The following is a 15,809-nucleotide window of genomic DNA, read 5'->3' as shown; positions in this document are numbered from 1 at the left end:
GGCAATATGTCAAAAGAATTCAATCTTGTTATTGCAGATGATGACAAACTTGTTTGCCAGGCGCTTAATCTTATTGTTAATTCCAGCGATAATATTAACGTAATTGCTACCGGTAATAATGGTCATGATGCAATAAATCTATACAAAATTCACAAACCGGATGTAATACTAATGGACATAAGAATGGGCGAATTTACAGGATTAGATGCTGCAGAAGAAATTTTAAAATCGGACAAAAACGCAAAAATCCTGTTTTTGACAACCTTCGCAGACGAAGAATATATTGCAAGAGCTTTACGTCTTGGCGCAAAAGGTTACCTTTTAAAACAGAATTTTGACAGTATTGTTCCTTCTATTATTGCAGTCATGAATGGGCAACGTGTATTCGGTGATGAAATAATAAGCAAATTGCCGGATATCTACTCAACGTCTATTCCAAACTTTTCAAACTACGGACTTACCGAAAGAGAAACTGAAGTAGTCACAAAAATTGCAGAAGGCCTGAGCAACAAAGAAATATCTGATATTCTCTTTCTAAGTGAAGGAACAATCCGTAATTATATCAGTGTTATTTTAGAAAAGCTTAATCTAAGAGACAGAACACAGATTGCCATATTCTATTACAAGAATACTTAAATATGCTATTAATTTAATTATTATATTTTTTCTTTTTCAACACCGTTAAAATAATAATATCAATTATTGAAAATCTATTATAGATATATAGTAGCAGAATGGAGATTTATATGAATTTAAATATATTTATACAGACAATTCTAAATTTTTCTATAGAACTTGTCATTATTTGTATTATTGCATTTGCCTTTCTTCAGTCAAAGCATGATTTATCATTTATAAGGCTCTCTTTATCATCTATTTTTTTATTATCAAATATCATTTTAGAAACATATCTTAATAATCATATTTTATTCACACTAATTTCAATGTTCAATATTTTTCTTATTATACTTATTATAACTCGTGAATCACTTGCTCACAGCTTTTATCTTTTTGTGCTTTCATACTGCTCTGCTTTAATAATTCAGCTACTTATTGCAATACCATTTAACTATTTTTTAAAATCTCCTAATAATAATATATATATGATTCTAGGTAACATTATTACACTTATAATTGCTTTTATTGTGTATAAATTCGTACCAGTCCATTACATCTACAATTTTATATTATCTAATACTTTATATAGACTTATTATGTACAATATACTTATTATGTCTTTATTCTTTATATGTTTGTACAGAATAAATCTCTCTGATGCCTTAATTTTGTTTCCTGTAGTAACCATTTATATATCTCTTATAATTATCATTAATATAATATATATATCAACAAAACTCCGGGCCCAGACACAAAGCGATATTATACAGGCATATAATGAATATCTTCCTGTTATAGAGCAATTAATAACTGAAGTTCGTGAACGGCAGCATCAATATGATAATGATTTATCTGCCCTTAATTGCCTTTTAGTTACTTGCAATGATTATGATTCTCTCTCTGCCGAACTAAAAAAAAATATTAAATCTCTTTCAATTGATATGGCACCTTCATTTTTATTATCATTCAATCTAAAACTTATGTCAGGTTTTCTATATAGTGAATATGCAAAGGCCACTAACCAAAATATACAACTGTCATTTGATATAAAAAATTATAATATCCATACAATTGTACCTGAATACGTTTTAACTCAATTAATAGGAATACTTTTTGATAATGCAATTGAAGCCTCCACATGTAATGATAAAATCTTCTTAGAAATTAATTCTGTAAATAATAGGTTTATATTCTCAATTGCTAACCCTGGAATTAATATTACACCTGATTTCTTATCTGATATATTTAAAAATGGGTATTCATCCAAAGATGAATCTTCTAAAAATAGAGGCATTGGCTTATACATGCTCAAAAAAACACTTGATAAATATCATGGTAAAATATATGTATCTAATGAGATAATAAATAGTAAAACCTATATCCGTTTTAAGATTGAAGTTTAGCCCTTGTCGCAATAAACATAAATATTACACCAATAAATGTACATATACAGCCAAACAGAATAACAGAATTTATATTAAAATAACATAACAATTTTCCACTAACTACCGAGCCAGGAACAGCTCCAATATTCACCGATGCAAATACTGCAGATATCTCTAATAACCTTTTTGTTCCTCCTCTCGACATTCGATACTGTCATTCCGGTTACACCAATTTTGCAAAGTTTTGTCGTAATTCTTCGAACTTTTCACGTCTGGTTACAATTGTCATTATAGCATACTTCTTCTTTACTAATTGTGTATTACCTGTTATTTTTCACATACTAATCCTCAATTGCAGCAACTGGTTCAGAAAAATTCTTTCAAATCCCAATTCACTCCCAATATTTTGCGAATATGGTATAAATGTCTGGAATATTGACTCATCTCTATCTGATATGGAAATTGCCGAATATGCAATTAAAAAGACTGAGGATTTCTTTAATTCTATTAATCTTCCAAAAAACCTTAGAGAACTTGGCATTAATGATAAATCTAATTTCCATATAATGGCTGAAAAGTCCCTTAGAGATGGTGCCGGAAATACATATTTCCCATTATCATTAGAAGATATACTTGAAATACTTGATAATGCTTATTAGGTATATGCTATCAATTGAGTAAACTTATAGCCCACAAATGTCTGATATTCTCCGACTTCTGTGGGCTATATTTATAAATAATATTTATATATTTATCTTACTTACAGTATTCTATTCTTCTGAATTCTCTGTAGCATCTTCTGATACACTTATCTCATCAGCTTCTGATACATTGATTTCATCATTATCTTCTGAAATAACAATATCGTCATCTTCTGATAATATTATGTCATCATCTTCTGATACATTAATTTCACTCATATCTGTATCAAGTTTAACATTTCTGTATCTCTTCATACCTGTTCCAGCTGGAATAAGTTTACCAATGATAACATTTTCCTTAAGACCGATAAGTGGATCTTCCTTACCATTAATTGCTGCTTCTGTAAGAACTTTTGTTGTCTCCTGGAATGAAGCTGCAGATAAGAATGAGTTTGTAGCAAGGGAAGCTTTAGTAATACCAAGCATTACCTGTTTACCCTCTGCTGGTGTCTTACCCTCTGCAATAAGTTTCTCATTAACTTCATTGAAGTCTAATACATCAACCTGTGAGCCTGGTAAGAAATCACTGTCTCCGTTTGATTCAACTCTGATCTTCTTAAGCATCTGTCTAACAATAACTTCAATATGTTTATCGTTAATCTCAACACCCTGAAGTCTGTAAACTCTCTGAACTTCACGAATCATATAATCCTGAACTGCACGAACACCTTTAATTCTTAAGATATCGTGTGGGTTTACACTACCTTCTGTAAGTTCATCACCTGCTTCAAGAACTATGCCATCCTGAATACGTGCTTTAATTCTTGAACCATAAGGTATAAGATATGCTTTCTGTTCGCCTGTTTCTTCATTTGTAATAATGATTTCACGTTTCTTCTTAGTGTCTTTAACTTCAACCTTGCCACCAAATTCTGCGATAATTGCAAGTCCCTTTGGTTTTCTGGCTTCAAATAATTCCTCGACACGAGGAAGACCCTGTGTAATATCTCCACCGGCAACACCACCTGTATGGAAAGTACGCATTGTAAGCTGTGTACCAGGTTCACCGATTGACTGTGCTGCGATAATACCAACAGCTTCACCAACCTGTACTGCCTGACCAGTAGCCATATTTGCACCATAACATTTAGCACATACACCGATGTGGCATTTACATGTTAAAATTGTACGAATCTTAACTGATTCTCTGCCTGTTGCTACAACCTTAGCTGCACGCTTAGGTGTAATCATATGATTAGCTTTAACAATTACATTACCTTCTGCATCTGTAATTGTCTCTGCTGCATAACGACCTGTAATTCTTTCTTCAAGACTCTCTGTAACTTCTGCTCCCTCCTGGAAACCTGTGATTTCCATATAAGGAATGTCTTTACCCTCGCTACAATCGACTTCTCTGATAATTAAATCCTGCGATACATCAACAAGACGTCTTGTTAAGTATCCTGAATCGGCTGTACGAAGAGCTGTATCTGAAAGACCTTTTCTGGCACCATGTGCTGAAATGAAGTATTCCAGAACATCAAGACCCTCACGGAAGTTAGATGTGATAGGTAATTCAATTGTCTTACCTGTTGTATCAGCCATAAGACCACGCATACCTGCTAACTGTTTAATCTGTTTATCAGAACCACGAGCACCTGAGTCAGCCATCATATAAATGTTATTATAATCATCAAGACCTGCCATAAGTGCTTTCTGAATCTTATCATCGGCTATCTGCCATGTCTTGATTACTTCTTTATATCTTTCTTCGTCTGTAATGAAACCACGACGGAAGTTCTTAGTAATCTTCTCAACTGTTTCCTCTGCTTCTTTAAGAAGTGGAGCTTTCTCCTTAGGAATAGTCATATCTGAAATTGAAACTGTCATAGCAGCTCTTGTTGAATACTTGTAACCCATTGCTTTGATGTCATCAAGTACCTCTGCTGTCTTTGTAGCACCATGAATATTGATAACTTTCTCAAGGATACCTTTTAATTCCTTCTTCTTGACAAGATAATCAACTTCAAGTTTAAGATAATCTTCTTTAGATTCTCTCTTTGTTAATCCTAAGTCCTGTGGAAGTATTTCGTTGAAAATACATCTACCAAGTGTGGTATTAATAATACCAGTTATCTCTTCTCCATCAGGAGTTGTTCTTGTAACTCTTATAAATATCTTAGCATGAAGTGTTATTGCACCATTCTCATATGCAAGTATTGCTTCATTAATACTCTTGAATATCTTACCCTCACCTTTTGCACCAGGTCTCTCCTGTGTTAAATAATAGATACCAAGTACCATATCCTGTGATGGAACTGCAACAGGACCACCATCAGATGGTTTTAAGAGGTTATTTGGTGATAAAAGCAAGAATCTACATTCTGCCTGTGCCTCTACTGATAATGGAAGATGCACAGCCATCTGGTCACCATCGAAATCGGCGTTGAACGCTGTACAAACAAGTGGATGAAGCTTAATAGCTTTACCCTCTACAAGAATTGGTTCAAATGCCTGAATACCAAGTCTATGAAGTGTAGGTGCTCTGTTAAGCATTACAGGATGTTCTTTAATAACGTCCTCTAATACATCCCAAACTTCTGTCTGGAGTCTCTCAACCATCTTCTTAGCACTCTTAACGTTATGTGCTGTTCCATTAGCTGTTAACTGACGGATTACAAATGGTTTGAATAATTCGATTGCCATTTCCTTAGGAAGACCACACTGGTAAATCTTGAGTTCAGGTCCTACTACGATAACTGAACGTCCTGAGTAGTCAACACGCTTACCAAGGAGGTTCTGACGGAAACGTCCCTGTTTACCTTTTAACATATCTGAAAGAGATTTTAATGCTCTGTTACCAGGGCCTGTAACAGGACGGCCACGACGACCATTATCGATTAATGCATCAACAGCTTCCTGTAACATTCTCTTTTCATTTCTAACGATAATCTCTGGAGCTCCTAATTCAAGAAGTCTCTCAAGACGGTTATTTCTGTTAATAATTCTTCTGTATAAATCATTTAAGTCTGATGTAGCGAAACGACCACCATCAAGCTGTACCATAGGACGTAAATCTGGTGGAATTACAGGAATAACTTTTAAAATCATCCATTCAGGTTTGTTACCTGATGCCCTGAATGCTTCAACTACTTCAAGTCTCTTAATAATCTTGGCTCTCTTCTGTCCTGAAGATTCATTTAAAGCTACCTTAAGCTCTTCTGACTCTTTCTCAAGGTCGATTGCCGAAAGCAATTCATCAATTGCTTCAGCTCCCATACCTACTCTGAATGTATCACCATATTTATCATATGCCTCTCTATATTCTTTCTCTGAGAGAACCTGTTTGTACATTAATTCAGTTTCGCCTGCATCAAGTACAATATATGATGCAAAATATAAAACTTTCTCAAGTACTCTTGGTGATAAATCAAGGATAAGTCCCATTCTGCTAGGAATACCTTTAAAATACCATATATGTGATACAGGTGCAGCTAATTCGATAGAACCCATACGTTCTCTACGAACACTTGCCTTTGTTACCTCAACACCACATCTGTCACAAATAACACCTTTATATCTGATTTTCTTATATTTACCACAATGACATTCCCAGTCTTTGCTTGGTCCGAATATTTTCTCACAGAACAAACCATCTCTTTCAGGTTTTAATGTTCTGTAGTTAATTGTCTCAGGTTTCTTAACTTCTCCTCTTGACCATTCTCTGATTTTCTCAGGAGATGCAAGACCAATTCTGATTTTGTCAAATGTCATTTGCTGATACGTATCTTTATTTGTTTCAGGCATCTAAGACACTCCCTTCTATTCTGCATCATAAGAATCATCATCTGATTCTTCAATCATAATATCTTCATTTTCTTCTGCTTCGACATCTTCAATTCCGTCATCACCGATTCTCTGTTCCTGATAACCCATTTTAGCGAAATCTTCATTTCCCTGATTGTAATTTCTGTTATCATCAGACATAACTGAATTGTATGAAATACTTGCTTCGTCAACATTTTCTTTCATCTCAACTTCTGTATTATCTTCTCTGAGAACCTTAACATCAAGTGCTAATGACTGAAGTTCTTTTAATAATACCTTGAATGACTCTGGAATACCAGGTTCAGGAATATTAAGACCTTTAATAATTGCTTCATATGTCTTAACACGACCTACAACGTCATCGGACTTAACTGTAAGTATCTCCTGAAGTGTGTAAGATGCACCATATGCTTCAAGTGCCCAAACTTCCATTTCACCGAAACGCTGTCCACCGAATTGGGCTTTACCACCAAGTGGCTGCTGTGTAACAAGTGAGTAAGGACCTGTTGAACGTGCATGAATCTTATCATCTACTAAATGGTGAAGTTTTAAGTAATGCATATGTCCGATTGTAACTTTACCATCGAAGAATTCACCTGTACGTCCATCTCTTAACTGTACTTTACCATCTCTTGAAATTGGAACGCCTTTCCACTCTTCACGATGTGCTCTGTTATCATACAAATACTGCATAATTTCAGGATCAACTGTGTCTTTATATTTAGCTTCAAACTCTTCCCATGTTGTGTTAACGTAATCATTAGCCATGTCAAGAGTATCCATAATATCATTTTCTTTGGCGCCATCGAATACTGGTGTTGAAATGTTAAAGCCTAATGCCTTTGCTGCAAGACTTAAATGAATCTCTAACACCTGTCCGATATTCATACGTGATGGTACACCTAATGGGTTAAGCACGATATCAAGTGGTCGGCCGTTTGGTAAGAATGGCATATCTTCTACTGGTAATATTCTCGAAACGACACCCTTGTTACCATGACGTCCGGCCATCTTATCACCAACAGAAATTTTTCTCTTCTGTGCAATGTAGATACGAACTGTCTGATTAACACCTGGAGCTAACTCATCACCATTTTCTCTTGTAAATACCTTAGCATCTACAACGATACCATATTCACCATGTGGAACCTTAAGAGATGTATCTCTTACTTCTCTTGCTTTCTCACCAAAGATTGCTCTAAGTAATCTTTCTTCAGCTGTAAGTTCTGTCTCTCCCTTAGGAGTAACCTTACCAACAAGAATATCTCCGGCTCTAACTTCAGCACCTATTCTTATGATACCTCTTTCATCAAGGTTCTTAAGTGCATCATCACCAACACCTGGAACATCTCTTGTGATTTCTTCTGGTCCTAATTTAGTATCTCTTGATTCTGCTTCATATTCTTCAATATGAACTGATGTGTATACATCATTCTGAACAAGTTTTTCACTAAGAAGAACGGCATCTTCGTAGTTGTAACCCTCCCATGTCATGAAACCAATAAGAGGATTCTTACCTAATGCGATTTCTCCATTAGCTGTAGAAGCACCATCTGCAATTACCTGACCTGCTTCAACGTGTTCACCCTTGAATACGATAGGTTTCTGGTTATAGCAGTTACTCTGGTTACTTCTTGAGAATTTAATTAATTTATATGTTTCTAATGACTTATCGTCATCATATCTTATTGTTATATCTTTAGATGTAGAACGCTCTATAGTACCCGCACGTTTAGCAAGTACACATACACCTGAGTCAACAGCAGCCTTATGTTCAATACCTGTTCCTACAACTGGTGCTTCAGTCGTTAAAAGTGGAACTGCCTGACGCTGCATGTTAGATCCCATTAATGCTCTGTTAGCATCATCATTTTCAAGGAAAGGAATCATTGATGTTGCAACTGAGAATACCATCTTAGGAGAAACGTCCATTAAGTCTACCACTTTCTTCTGGAATTCAGATGTTTCTTCTCTGTATCGTCCGGAAATATTTGTATTAACAAAATGTCCGTCTGCATCTAATGGCTCATTAGCCTGAGCTACTACATAATTATCTTCTTCATCTGCTGTAAGATATACAACCTCATCTGTTACAACAGGGTTAAGTGGATCTGTCTTATCAAGCTTTCTATATGGTGCTTCAATAAATCCGTACTCATTAATTCTTGCATATGTTGCTAATGAGTTAATAAGACCGATGTTAGGACCTTCAGGTGTCTCAATAGGACACATTCTACCATAATGCGAGTAGTGAACATCTCGAACCTCGAATCCGGCTCTATCTCTTGAAAGACCACCTGGACCAAGTGCTGATAAACGTCTCTTATGAGTTAACTCACCAAGAGGGTTGTTCTGATCCATGAACTGTGACAACTGTGAACTTCCGAAGAATTCTTTAACAGCAGCTGTTACAGGTTTAATATTAATAAGTGCCTGTGGTGAAATATCAGCCATATCCTGAGTTGTCATTCTTTCACGAACAACTCTCTCCATTCTTGATAAACCGATTCTATACTGGTTCTGTAATAATTCACCTACTGCACGAATACGTCTGTTACCCAGATGATCGATATCATCTGATGTACCAATATCTGCTTCCAAATGCATATTATAGTTAATAGAAGCAATAATATCTTCTTTTGTTATATGTTTAGGAATTAATTCATTAATGTTTCTCTTAATTGCATCCTTTAAGTCTTCTTCAGTTTCATTTTCTGAGAGAATCTGTGCTAAAACAGGATAGAATACATCTTCTGTAACACCAAGTTCTGTACAATCAAAATCTACGTATGCATTAATATCTACCATCATATTAGAGATAACTTTAACGTTTCTCTCTTCACCCTGTATCATTACATATGGTACAGCAGCGTTCTGAATCTTAACTGCTAATTCTTCCGTAACAGTTGTTCCAGCTTCAGCAAGGACTTCACCTGTGTTTACATCTATAACTTCTTCACTAAGGATATGTCCTTTTATTCTATTCTTAAGGGCTAATTTCTTATTAAATTTATAACGTCCCACTTTTGCTAAATCATATCTTCTAGCATCAAAGAACATACTAGAAATAAGGCTTTCCGCGCTCTCCACAGCTAGCGGCTCGCCTGGACGGATTTTTTTATATAATTCCAAAAGACCATCCTGATAATTATCTGAAGTGTCTTTTGTAAAGCTTGCTAAAATCTTTGGTTCTTCACCAAATAAGTCGATAATTTCTGCGTTTGTACCATAACCTAATGCTCTGATTAATACTGTAACAGGAACTTTTCTGGTTCTGTCAACACGCACATAAAATACATCATTAGAGTCTGTTTCATACTCTAACCATGCACCTCTGTTTGGAATTACAGTACATGAATATAATTCTTTACCTAATTTATCATGTGCAATTCCATAATAGATGCCAGGAGAACGAACTAACTGGCTTACGATAACACGTTCAGCACCGTTAATTACAAATGTTCCAGTAGCAGTCATCAATGGTAAATCACCCATGAATATTTCATGTTCACTGATTTCTCCAGTTTCTTTCTTATTGAGTCTTACTTTAACTTTAAGTGGTGCAGCATATGTTGCATCTCTTTCCTTGCATTCCTCAATCGAATACTTTGCTTCATCTTCACACAACTGAAAATCTACGAATTCTAAGCTTAAATGCTCTGTAAAGTCTTCAATTGGTGAGATGTCGTTAAACACTTCTTTTAGTCCATCAGTTAAAAACCATTTATATGAATCCTTTTGGATTTCAATAAGGTTAGGCATCTCAAGAACCTCTTTCTGTCTTGAGTAACTCATTCTAACACTTTTTCCTGATTTAACCGGACGTATTCTGTATTGCTCCATCGACATTCACCCCTTGCATCATAATAATATATTAAGAACAGGTTTGGAGTCCCTATTCTCACAGGTATCGTTATTTAGGCACAAAAAGCCTACTACACATAAAAGTGCATTTTCCATTTTAACACAGTAGATTTTCTGTGTCAAGAATTTTTTGTTAGAATTTTCCTAGTAATCAAAAAAGGCTACCACATATGTGATAGCCTCTCTTATAAATTCAAAATTCACGCTAAATTATTTTAATGTAATTGTAGCACCAACTTCTTCGAATTTAGCTTTAAGATCTTCAGCTTCTTCTTTAGAAGCAGCTTCTTTGATAACCTTTGGAGCTGATTCAACAACATCTTTAGCTTCTTTTAATCCTAAACCTAAAGCTGTCTTAGCAAGTTTGATAACGTCCATCTTCTTCTCGCCATATGATGTTAATTCTACGTCAAATTCAGATTTCTCATCTGCTGCTGCACCTGCTGCACCTGCTGCTGCTACTACAACACCTGCTGCTGCAGAAACACCAAATTCTTCTTCACAAGCTTTAACTAAATCGTTTAATTCTAAAACTGTCATACCTTTGATTACTTCAATAATTTCCTGAGTTGTCATCTTTTATTCCTCCATATTTAAAATGTTTTTAATTGTGCAGACCAATAAAGGTCTTTCTCGTTTTAATTCAAATTCAAATCAGATACAAACTGCGACGCTATTATGCAACTGTTTCTTCTTTTTCAGCAATCTGCTTAATAACACGAGCAAAGTTTGTAATAGGTGACTGAATGCTTCCAAGGAATTTTGAAAGAAGTTCTTCTCTTGATGGGATTGTTGCGATAAGCTTGATTCCATCAGCATCATAATATGTTCCTTCAACTACTCCTGCTTTAAGTTCAAGTGCTTCAGCATCTTTAGCAAAGTTGTATAAAACTCTTGCTGGAGCTGTAGCATCTTCATTAGATACTGCTATTGCTGTTGGTCCTTCTAAATGTTTGCTTAATTCTTCAAACTCAGTTCCTTTAACAGCAAAGTTAATCATTGTGTTCTTGTATACTTTGTATACAACACCTGCTTCTCTTAACTGTTTACGAAGAGCTGTGTCCTGTTCAACAGTAAGTCCACGATAATCAACTAATACGGCTGATTTTGCATCTTTAAGCAATTCAGAAATCTCATCAACAATAGGTTTCTTTATTTCTACTTTAGCCATGAATTTTGCCTCCTTATATTAGTAGTGTTTAAAAAGACAAAAGATTATAACATAGAGTCCATATATATCACATATATATCACATATAAATCATGCAAGAAATCATTTCGTTGCATTTACCATATAAGTAAGTCCCAACAAATTGTTTTCTTAACAATAAAAACCTCTTTGTCAAAGCGCGCTCAGACAAAGAGGTATAAATACTCAATGAGTTATTTTAAAATCCTCGGCGGGCAAATACTTTGAGTACCTTGCGATACACCTGCTGTCTTCGGTCTTTAAACACAATGTGTATGTTAACACACATAAAATATATTGTCAATCAATTTTTAACTTTATTTCTGCTAAATGATAAAGTGTATATTTTATTAATTAGCCTGAAATCTTAGCTACGTTTAACTTAACACCAGGTCCCATTGTAGATGTAAGAGTAATACTCTTTAAATACTGACCTTTTAATGTGCTAGGTTTTGCTTTATTGATTGCATCAATAAGCGTCTGGAAGTTGTCCGCTAACTGTTCTTCTGTAAATGAAGCTTTTCCAATTGGCACATGGATAATATTTGTTTTGTCAAGTCTGTATTCAATCTTACCAGCTTTAATATCCTGAACAGCTTTTGTAACGTCCATTGTAACTGTACCAGCTTTTGGGTTAGGCATTAAACCTTTTGGTCCAAGTACACGACCTAAACGACCAACAACACCCATCATATCTGGTGTAGCAACTACAACGTCGAAATCAAACCAGTTATCATTCTGAATCTTTGGAATAAGTTCTTCAGCACCAACATATTCTGCACCTGCTGCTGTAGCTTCATCAGCCTTAGCACCTTTAGCAAATACAAGTACTCTTACTTTCTTACCTGTACCATGTGGTAATACAACAGCTCCTCTGATCTGCTGATCTGCATGACGTCCGTCACAACCTGTTCTGATATGAGCTTCGATTGTCTCATCAAATTTAGCAGTTGCTGATTTCTTTACTAAAGCTACAGCTTCTGCTGAGTCATATAAAGTAGCGCGATCAATTGCTTTCGCAGCTTCTAAGTATTTTTTTCCTCGTTTCATTCTAAAACCTCCTAGTGGTAATAGCGGAAGACTCCTCCCACTTCTTCATTCTAATTTTCTTAATCTTCTACAACGATACCCATGCTTCTAGCTGTTCCAGCTATCATGCTAATTGCAGCTTCTACTGATGCTGCATTTAAGTCTGGCATCTTTAATTCAGCGATTTTCTGAACCTCAGCTTTTGAAATCTTTGCAACTTTATTCTTGTTAGGAACACCTGAACCTGACTGAATCTTGCAAGCTTTCTTTAATAATACTGCTGCAGGTGGGGTTTTTGTAATGAAGCTAAAGCTTCTGTCTGCATAAACAGTAATAACTACAGGAATAATCATTCCTTCCTGATCTGCTGTTCTAGCGTTAAATTCTTTTGTAAACTGTACGATGTTTACACCATGCTGTCCAAGTGCTGGACCAACTGGTGGTGCTGGTGTTGCTTTGCCAGCTGCGATCTGTAATTTAATGTATCCTTCTACTTTCTTAGCCATTATGGCACCTCCTAAAATTGTGGTATTATCGGAAGAAAATATCCTCCCACTTGATTACTCGCAGATAAATGCGAATTTAATCCATCTTCTTTACATCTGTGAAACTTATTTCTACTGGTGTTTCACGACCAAACATGTCAACATTGATTGTAACGATCTGTTTGTGATGGTCAATACGTTTGATTACACCAACTGTATTTTCCCAAACACCGCTTGTGACTGTAACCGTATCACCTAAATCAAAATCAACAACTACTTCATCGACCTTGATTCCGAGTGGTTTCATCTCAGCTTCTGTCAAAGGAACCGGCTTAGATCCTGGTCCTACAAATCCTGTAACACCTCTGGTATTTCTAACAACATACCATGTGTCATCGTTCATTATCATATTAATAAGAACATATCCAGGAAACATTTTCTTAGAAACCTGTTTCTTAGCACCGTTTTTCACTTCGACAACGTCCTGCATAGGAACTGTAACTTCTAAAATCTGATCTTGAAGTTTTCTGTTTTCAATTGTTTTTTCAATGTTAGCCTTTACCTTATTCTCGTAACCTGAATAGGTATGAACTACATACCAATTTGCTTCTGACATCTAATCACCTTTTCTTTCTAGACAATAAAATCGAGACCGATTTGAATTAACATATCAATTATCTTGATTAATATACCTAGTATCAAAGACACTACAACTACTGCTGTAGTCTGCTTAGCAACAGATATTTTGTCAGGCCAGATTATTTTCTTGAATTCAGCTGAAAGACCTTTGAACCAACTCTTCTTTGGAGCTTTTTCCGATGTTTTAGCTTCTCCCATAGTTACCTCTTTCCTAATCAATTTGACTATTTTGTTTCTTTGTGTAATGTGTGAGCTTTACAAAACTTACAATACTTCTTTGTTTCCATTCTGTCAGGGTGTGTCTTCTTGTCTTTAGTCATATTGTAATTACGCTGTTTACACTCTGTACATGCCAATGTTATCTTTACGCGCACAACTGCCACCTCCACTTTAATTTCTACGCTTCGTGCTTTAATTTTTATTCTATTTTACAAGTGAATCTGAAAATAAAGCAAAAAAAAAAGACTTCTTCCATCGCTACACTAATATATCATAGTAAAAAGGCTACGTCAACAATAAATTTAATTTTTTAGTTTTTTTACTGTTGATTTACATTTTTAAAAAAGTTATAATAAGGTAAATAATAGGCTTTAATTGACTCGGAGGTGATTTTTTATGATAGGAAGTGTATATGATTATTACTTAACTACATATGCAAGCAGACCCGCCACTAAGAGCGACACTCATAAGAAGAGTGAGCTTCGTAGCGTCTATAATAATATTGTGAAAATCAGCAAAAAATCCCCTTTATATAAGGTAAGTGTTTCTGAAAATATTCAGAAATTCGCCATTGACCTAAAAGAAAATGCAAGAACATTATCGACAGATGCCAATAATCTGTTTGAAAAGAGCTTAGAATCTGAAAAAAGCCAGAAATATGTATCAGATAACGAAGATGTAGTCCAGGTTAAAACATTAGATACTTCTAATGATATAAACACAAATGATACTAATGCTAATGATATAAATATAAATAATACTAATACCAATGATATAAACATAAATGATACTAATATAGATTTAACAGTTTCTTCAAATGCAGATATTACTAATCCTGATCCAGATTCAGATAATATCTCTGATACCAAATCGGTCAACACCGCATTTGCAAGCCACTATAATATAGAAGTCCTAAATCTGGCAACACCACAGATTAATACTTCTGATTATCTAAATAATGATGATTTAGACATTCCTAAGGGTGCTCATTCATTCGAGGTAAATGTCGGTGACAGTGCATATGAATTTCGTTTTAATGCCACCAAGGATGACACTAACAAAACAGTTTTAGAGAAATTATCAAGGCTTATCAACCGCTCAAATATTGGTCTGACATCTAAGATGTTATACAGCGGTAATAATTCCGCCCTTGAGATTACATCTAATGCTACAGGACTTGGTTTTACCCCTGAGATATTCAGTATTGCTCCCGGTGAAAATTCTCCATATGACAAGGTCGTGTCTAAGCTTGGACTTAATAATGTGTCATCATATCCGACTAACGCTAACTTCTTATTGAATGGAATGGAGAAAACGACATCGTCTAACACATTTACAATTGGCAAATCTTTAGAAATAACTTTAAATGGCATCTCTAAGAAGGGACAGGCTACATCTATCTCCCTGAATGACGATTTAGATTCAGTTATTTCTTCAATTAATGATATGATTTCAAGCTATAATAATCTGTTAGATTTATCTAATAATTCTAACGAGGGCAGCGACGATGCAGCAATACTTAATAAAGAGATACATAAAACTACCAGACAATACGCTTCTAATCTTGAAAATATCGGTATTACCATTAACGAAAATGGTAAAATGACATTTGATGAGGCATTATTTATCCAGACAGCCAATGAAGATGATTTAGATAAATCCTTAGCTTCGCTTAATTCCTTCAGGCAGGCAATTGTCTCAAGAGCTGATGACATATCGATTAATCCAATGAAATACGTTGACAAGGTTATGATTTCGTATCCTAATCCGATTCATTCATTTGCTAATCCATATATGACATCGATTTATACAGGTATGATGTTTAATGGATATATATAGCAGATATTCATCAGATACATATTATATATTTAACTTATCACAAATATAACAGACATTTTGCGACAAGTCGCTCC

At 35.0% G+C, this 15,809-nt stretch carries 13 protein-coding genes and 1 other annotated feature; of the genes, 4 read left to right on the top strand and 9 right to left on the bottom strand.

Going from position 1 to position 15,809, the window contains the following annotated elements:
* Positions 1–6: 6 nt before the first annotated feature.
* The 3 genes from OCV48_RS08505 to OCV48_RS14130 all read left to right on the top strand — a co-directional run bounded on the left by OCV48_RS08505 (position 7) and on the right by OCV48_RS14130 (position 2,662).
* Positions 7–636: a response regulator transcription factor gene (locus OCV48_RS08505; RefSeq protein ID WP_021982557.1), complete on the top strand. Its 630-nt coding sequence runs from the start codon at positions 7–9 to the stop codon at positions 634–636.
* 110 nt (positions 637–746) lie between these two features.
* Positions 747–2,021 carry a sensor histidine kinase gene (locus OCV48_RS08500; protein ID WP_262559447.1) on the top strand — a complete coding sequence of 425 codons (1,275 nt, stop codon included), beginning with the start codon at positions 747–749 and terminating at the stop codon, positions 2,019–2,021.
* Positions 2,022–2,458: 437 nt separating this feature from the next.
* Positions 2,459–2,662, top strand: coding sequence for an iron-containing alcohol dehydrogenase (locus tag OCV48_RS14130; RefSeq protein WP_147591670.1), 204 nt, complete (start codon positions 2,459–2,461; stop codon positions 2,660–2,662).
* A 111-nt stretch (positions 2,663–2,773) separates the two neighbouring features.
* On the opposite strand, the gene rpoC is transcribed toward OCV48_RS14130, so the two are convergent.
* From rpoC to rpmG, 9 genes are all read right to left on the bottom strand, one after another.
* A complete protein-coding gene (gene rpoC / locus OCV48_RS08490; protein ID WP_147591669.1) occupies positions 2,774–6,451 on the bottom strand; it encodes a DNA-directed RNA polymerase subunit beta' in 3,678 nt (1,225 codons plus the stop codon).
* Between the two features lie 15 nt (positions 6,452–6,466).
* On the bottom strand, positions 6,467–10,315 hold the full coding sequence (gene rpoB, locus OCV48_RS08485) for a DNA-directed RNA polymerase subunit beta (RefSeq protein ID WP_021982561.1): 3,849 nt from the start codon (positions 10,313–10,315) through the stop codon (positions 6,467–6,469).
* Between the two features lie 231 nt (positions 10,316–10,546).
* Positions 10,547–10,912: a 50S ribosomal protein L7/L12 gene (rplL, locus tag OCV48_RS08480; RefSeq protein WP_021982562.1), complete on the bottom strand. Its 366-nt coding sequence runs from the start codon at positions 10,910–10,912 to the stop codon at positions 10,547–10,549.
* Positions 10,913–11,012: 100 nt separating this feature from the next.
* Positions 11,013–11,507, bottom strand: a complete 495-nt coding sequence (gene rplJ, locus OCV48_RS08475; protein ID WP_021982563.1) for a 50S ribosomal protein L10 — start codon at positions 11,505–11,507, stop codon at positions 11,013–11,015.
* A gap of 147 nt (positions 11,508–11,654) precedes the next feature.
* Positions 11,655–11,799: a sequence feature (ribosomal protein L10 leader region), on the bottom strand.
* 79 nt (positions 11,800–11,878) lie between these two features.
* Positions 11,879–12,574, bottom strand: a complete 696-nt coding sequence (rplA, locus tag OCV48_RS08470) for a 50S ribosomal protein L1 (protein ID WP_021982564.1) — start codon at positions 12,572–12,574, stop codon at positions 11,879–11,881.
* A 59-nt stretch (positions 12,575–12,633) separates the two neighbouring features.
* Positions 12,634–13,059: a 50S ribosomal protein L11 gene (gene rplK, locus OCV48_RS08465; protein ID WP_021982565.1), complete on the bottom strand. Its 426-nt coding sequence runs from the start codon at positions 13,057–13,059 to the stop codon at positions 12,634–12,636.
* 76 nt (positions 13,060–13,135) lie between these two features.
* Entirely contained in the window at positions 13,136–13,654 is a 519-nt protein-coding gene (gene nusG / locus OCV48_RS08460) for a transcription termination/antitermination protein NusG (protein ID WP_021982566.1), read from the bottom strand.
* Positions 13,655–13,671: 17 nt separating this feature from the next.
* Complete coding sequence (secE, locus tag OCV48_RS08455) at positions 13,672–13,875, bottom strand: preprotein translocase subunit SecE (protein ID WP_021982567.1); 204 nt, start codon at positions 13,873–13,875, stop codon at positions 13,672–13,674.
* A gap of 26 nt (positions 13,876–13,901) precedes the next feature.
* Positions 13,902–14,051, bottom strand: coding sequence for a 50S ribosomal protein L33 (gene rpmG / locus OCV48_RS08450; protein ID WP_021982568.1), 150 nt, complete (start codon positions 14,049–14,051; stop codon positions 13,902–13,904).
* Positions 14,052–14,292: 241 nt separating this feature from the next.
* Here rpmG and fliD point away from each other — a divergent pair, with 241 nt between their 5' ends.
* Positions 14,293–15,735 (top strand): flagellar filament capping protein FliD, encoded by a 1,443-nt coding sequence (gene fliD / locus OCV48_RS08445; protein WP_147591668.1) that lies wholly within the window; start codon positions 14,293–14,295, stop codon positions 15,733–15,735.
* The last annotated feature ends 74 nt before the right edge of the window (positions 15,736–15,809 follow it).

Origin of the sequence: Bovifimicola ammoniilytica (genome assembly GCF_025567085.1) — a bacterium.
GTDB lineage: Bacteria > Bacillota > Clostridia > Lachnospirales > Lachnospiraceae > Bovifimicola > Bovifimicola ammoniilytica.
Note: the sequence above shows the minus strand (reverse complement) of the source record. Positions and strands in the feature narration are given on the sequence as shown.

What these genes read in the sequence shown, in the direction of transcription:
- OCV48_RS08505 (WP_021982557.1), top strand. Translation starts at nt 7, where the DNA reads ATGTCAAAAGAATTCAATCTTGTTATTGCAGATGATGACAAACTTGTT.
- OCV48_RS08500 (WP_262559447.1), top strand. Translation starts at nt 747, where the DNA reads ATGAATTTAAATATATTTATACAGACAATTCTAAATTTTTCTATAGAA.
- OCV48_RS14130 (WP_147591670.1), top strand. Translation starts at nt 2,459, where the DNA reads ATGGAAATTGCCGAATATGCAATTAAAAAGACTGAGGATTTCTTTAAT.
- rpoC (WP_147591669.1), bottom strand. Translation starts at nt 6,451, where the DNA reads ATGCCTGAAACAAATAAAGATACGTATCAGCAAATGACATTTGACAAA.
- rpoB (WP_021982561.1), bottom strand. Translation starts at nt 10,315, where the DNA reads ATGGAGCAATACAGAATACGTCCGGTTAAATCAGGAAAAAGTGTTAGA.
- rplL (WP_021982562.1), bottom strand. Translation starts at nt 10,912, where the DNA reads ATGACAACTCAGGAAATTATTGAAGTAATCAAAGGTATGACAGTTTTA.
- rplJ (WP_021982563.1), bottom strand. Translation starts at nt 11,507, where the DNA reads ATGGCTAAAGTAGAAATAAAGAAACCTATTGTTGATGAGATTTCTGAA.
- rplA (WP_021982564.1), bottom strand. Translation starts at nt 12,574, where the DNA reads ATGAAACGAGGAAAAAAATACTTAGAAGCTGCGAAAGCAATTGATCGC.
- rplK (WP_021982565.1), bottom strand. Translation starts at nt 13,059, where the DNA reads ATGGCTAAGAAAGTAGAAGGATACATTAAATTACAGATCGCAGCTGGC.
- nusG (WP_021982566.1), bottom strand. Translation starts at nt 13,654, where the DNA reads ATGTCAGAAGCAAATTGGTATGTAGTTCATACCTATTCAGGTTACGAG.
- secE (WP_021982567.1), bottom strand. Translation starts at nt 13,875, where the DNA reads ATGGGAGAAGCTAAAACATCGGAAAAAGCTCCAAAGAAGAGTTGGTTC.
- fliD (WP_147591668.1), top strand. Translation starts at nt 14,293, where the DNA reads ATGATAGGAAGTGTATATGATTATTACTTAACTACATATGCAAGCAGA.